General features: G+C 68.4%; 2 protein-coding genes and 1 pseudogene. All 3 read right to left on the reverse strand.

Annotated features, from left to right (window positions below; all coding sequences use genetic code 11):
• A partial coding sequence (locus ACFFJD_RS08240) for a condensation domain-containing protein (RefSeq protein ID WP_382362995.1) occupies window positions 1-524 on the reverse strand: 524 nt, incomplete at its 3' end.
• Window positions 511-1,422, reverse strand: coding sequence for a condensation domain-containing protein (locus ACFFJD_RS08245; RefSeq protein ID WP_382362997.1), 912 nt, complete (start codon window positions 1,420-1,422; stop codon window positions 511-513). The genes ACFFJD_RS08240 and ACFFJD_RS08245, both read right to left, overlap by 14 nt.
• A 28-nt stretch (window positions 1,423-1,450) precedes the next feature.
• Window positions 1,451-4,576: pseudogene (locus tag ACFFJD_RS08250) on the reverse strand (amino acid adenylation domain-containing protein); the annotation flags it as partial.
• Window positions 4,577-4,579 lie beyond the last annotated feature (3 nt).

Below are 4,579 nucleotides of genomic sequence, written 5' to 3' on the forward strand. Positions count from 1 at the left end.
CGCTCTCCAACAACAAGGGCTACTGCCGACGGAACCTCCACAATTCGGGTAGCGACCGCATCAGCAATCGACTCCTCCAACACCGGCACCACCACACCCGCCGACGCGCTCACGATCGCCGTGGTCTCGGTGTCGGTCATCAGGGGCACGTCGCCAACGGGCGCGGCCGGATCAGAGACCAGCGCATCGAGGACCTCGACGAACCGACGGCCCAGCACCTCGACCGTCGCCGGGTCGAACAGCGCGGTGGCGAAGGTCAGTAGTCCGTACCAGCCGTCGGTCCCGGACGAGGTCACCAGCGCCAGATTCAGGTCCATCTGGGCGACGACGTCGTCGGGCTCGACCGGGCTCACCGACAGGCCCGCGGTCGCCACGTCATCGACCGACGCGGATACCGGGTCCACCGACAAGATGATCTGCACGATCGGCGAGAAAGCCTCCGACCGTACCGGATTCAACGCATCCACCACCGACTCGAACGGCACCTCAGCATGCTCGAACGCCGCCAGATCAGCGCCCTTCACCTCCGCCAACACCTGCGCGAACGACGACGCCCCATCCACCCGAGTCCGNAGCCCCATGGAAAACCATGAACCGGGTCACCCCGAAGCGCGAGGCGATCGCGTCCACGCGCCCTGCGATCTCCGGTGCGACGTCGAACGAGAGTTCGGCACCGCGACTGTCGAACACCCGCGGACGCGGGCGGTCGGTCGGAAGCTCGTGAACGTCGGGAGCGCCGGCCAGCGCATCCGTCCAATAGGTCAGCTGGCGCCCGAGGACCGATTCCGGATCCTCCGGTGCACCCAGCACCGCGTGCTGCCACAGTGCGTAGTCCGCGAACTGCACAGGAAGCGGCTGCCACAGCGGAACGTCACCGGCGACCCGAGCGGCGTAAGCGGCGATCAGATCCGCCGCGAAGGGGCCCGTCGACTGGCCGTCGAAGGCGATGTGATGCGCCACCAGCGCGAATACGCGATCGCCCTCTCCGGCCTCCGCGAGCCGCACCCGCACCGGCAGCTGCGTGGACACGTCGAATCCCGACGCCGCATCGCGGGCCAGCGCTTCGAGGTCGTCGACCTGCGCCCAATCCAGCGCATCGTCTGCCTCAGCGGCGGACAGCACCTTCTGGAAGGGCACGCCGTCGGACGCGGGGAAGATCGTCCGCAAAATCTCGTGTCGGCCCATCACATCGGCCAGCGCCGACCGCAGGGCCCCGATGTCGAGATCCCCCGACAGCCGGATGATGAAGGGGATGTTGTAGGCCGCCGATTCCGGAGCGAATCGGTTGATGAACCACATCCGCTGCTGGGCGAACGAGAGTGGAAGTCGGTCGGGCCGCGGCACTACGGCGGTCACCGGGGGGGGGCAAGGCCGGGGCACGGCCTTCGGCGAGCCGGACCAGGTCGCGCACCGTCGGCGCATCGAAGACGTCCCGCACGCTCAAGTCGACACCGAGCACTTCGCCGACCCGCGCGACCAGTCGCATGGCCGACAACGAGTTGCCGCCGCGATCGAAGAACGACTCGGTCACGGAAACGCGATCGAGACCGAGCAGGTCGACCACGACAGCCGCCACCGCCTCTTCTGCGGCCGATGACGGGCCGATGTACTCGCCGGCGGCGGCATCGAGGTCGGGTGCGGGGAGCCGTCGGCGATCAAGTTTGCCCGCACTGTTCAGTGCGACTTCGTCGAGCAGCATCCAGCTCGTCGGCCGCATGTACTCGGGAAGCCGGGCTGCGGCCACAGCCTTGATCGAATCCAGATCGACCGTAGCCGGAGCGATGTAGCCGACGAGGAACTCGCCGCCGCCGGTCGCCGCGCTCACCGCAGCGGCAGCGTGCACCACACCGGGCACGCCGGCGAGCACCGACTCGACTTCACCGAGTTCGATGCGCTGGCCGCGGAGCTTCACCTGGAAGTCCGTGCGGCCCAGGTAGTCCAGCATGCCGTCGGCTCGGCGCCGCACCAGGTCACCGGTGCGGTACAGGCGATCGCCAGGAGCACCGTACGGATCGGCGACGAAGCGCTCAGCGGTCAGGCTCGGCTGTGCCGAGTAGGCACGTGCGAGCTGGACACCGCCGAGATACAGTTCGCCCGGCACTCCGTCTGGAACCACGCCGAGTCGAGCATCGAGCACCAGGGTCCGCGTATTGGCAACCGGGCTCCCGATGGACACCGCATCATCGCCGGCCTCGATTTCGGCCGCTGTGACATCGACCGCGGCTTCGGTCGGACCGTACAGATTCACCAGCGACGGGTCCGACAGCATGAGCGCACTCAGCAGTCGCTGCGCGATCATCACCGGCAAGGCCTCGCCGGAGGTGAAGATCCGCCGCAGCGAAACCAGCCTGGAGACACGGGGCCCGACCACGTCGATGAACACCGCCAGCATCGACGGAACGAAGTGCACCACCGACACACGCTCCTGGCCGATCACCGAGGCCAAGTAGTCGGGATCGCGGTGGCCGTCGGGCACCGCGATCACCAACGGCGCCCCCAGCAACGGGGGAAGGAACAGTTCCCAGACCGAGACGTCGAAGGTGACGGGCGTCTTGAGGAGGAAACGGTCATCGGCGGTCAATCGGTAGTCGTCACGCATCCACAGCAGTCGGTTGACGACGGCTCGGTGCGAGACGGTGACGCCCTTCGGGACGCCCGTCGACCCCGACGTGAACAGCGTGTACAGCGCATGCTCGGGACGCAGGGGGGCGATCCGCTCCGCATCGGTCAGCGGCGGCACGCCGAGATCGATCGCGCCGGACGCGTCGACCTCCACCAGACGGATCCCGTCCATCCGAGCAGAGGACGGCGGCACGAGTCCCGGAGTCACCAGCACGACACCGGCGCCGGAGGTCGCCAGCATCGTCGCGATGCGTTCGGACGGAGCATCCGTGTCGATCGGCACGTACTGTCCACCCGCCGCGACCACCGCGTGCACGGCGACGAGCAGCTCCACGCTGCGCTCCATGAAGATGCCGACCGCGCAGTCGGGTCCCACGCCGTGCGCTATCAGCTCTCGGGCCAGGGTGTTCACCCGCGCGTCGAACTCGCCTCGCGAGACTTCTCGGCGACCGAACACCAGCGCGGTGCTGTTGCTCACGACCGGTGCCCCTGCGATCAGGTCCGCGACCGTGCGCTGCGGCATCGCGACGACGGGCCCGTCCGCGAAGTCCAGGGCTGCGGCCCGCTCCCCGACTTCCATGATCGGGACGTCGCCGACCGCCCGCTGCGGGTCCACGATCAGCTCCCGCAGTACCGCGACGAACCTGTCCGCCATCGACGCAGCAGTCGCCGCGTCGAACAGGTCGGTGGCGTAGTTCACCGTGCCGGACCACTCGGCTTCTGCCGCCGAGAATATGCGGAACTCGACATCCAGCTGTGCCGAGATCACCGGCGCCGGAAGACGCTCGACCCAGACCCCGGCGATCTCACCTCCGGTCAGGCGTCCGGAGGCGGCCGGGTCGAAGGACAGCATGACCTGCGCGAGCGGCGAGAACGCCTCACTGCGCGTGGGATTGAGCGTCTCGACGACGGCCTCGAACGGCGCATCGGAATGCGCGAAGGCATCCAGATCGGTGGTTCGCACCTGAGCGAGCAGATCCGCGAACGTCGCGCCGGAGTCGACCTGTGCCCGAAGCACGAGGGTATTGACGAACATGCCCACCACGCCGTCCAGTTCCGAACCACCTCGACCGGCGATCGGTGTCGCCACCGCGATGTCCGATGTTCCGGAGATTCGTGCGAGGAGCACCGCGAGCGCGGCGTGCAGAATCATGAACGGCGTCATGCCGGCTTCCCGGCCCACCTGCTCGATTCGCTCGGCCACGCTGCGCGGGATCGCGAAGTCCACTTCGCCACCGGCGTGGGAGGCGACCTGCGGCCGCGGCCTGGCCGCCGGCAGTTCGAGGACGTCCGGAAGATCGGCGAGCTGCGTGTTCCAGTAGGCCAGCTGCCGTCCGACGACGGAGTCCGGGTCTTCCGGTGAACCCAGGACCCGGTGCTGCCACAGCGCGAAGTCGGCGAACTGCACCGGCAGCGGCGCGAACTCGGGTGCCCGTCCGGCCGCGCGAGCGGCATAAGCCGTCAGTACATCGGCCATCAACGGCGCCACCGACTCACCGTCGGCGGCAATATGGTGAACGACGATGCCGAAGAGCAGGTCGCCCTCCCCCACGTGGTGCACCACGACGCGCAACGGCCACTGGGCGGCGACGTCGAATCCGGCGGCCACCGCACGCTCGAAGGCGTCGACCGAGCCGGCCTCGATCCAACTGAGTCCACCGGCGATTTCCGGCTCCGGCACGACCGCCTGGACGGGAACCCCGTCGGCGGAGGGGAATACGGTGCGCAGGACCTCCTGTCGCGTCACCGCATCGATGACCGCCTCCCGCAATGCTTCGAGGTCCAGGCTGCCGCGGAATCTGACGACGGCGGGGATGTTGTAGGCCGAGGACTCCGGATCGAACTGGTTCAGGAACCACATGCGCTGCTGCGCAAACGACAACGGCACCCGCTCCGGACGCGGCACCACCGACGTCACCGGCGGCAACGCCGGAGCCCGACCCACCGCCACCATCGA

This window comes from Gordonia phosphorivorans (assembly GCF_042432625.1).
Lineage (GTDB): Bacteria > Actinomycetota > Actinomycetes > Mycobacteriales > Mycobacteriaceae > Gordonia > Gordonia phosphorivorans.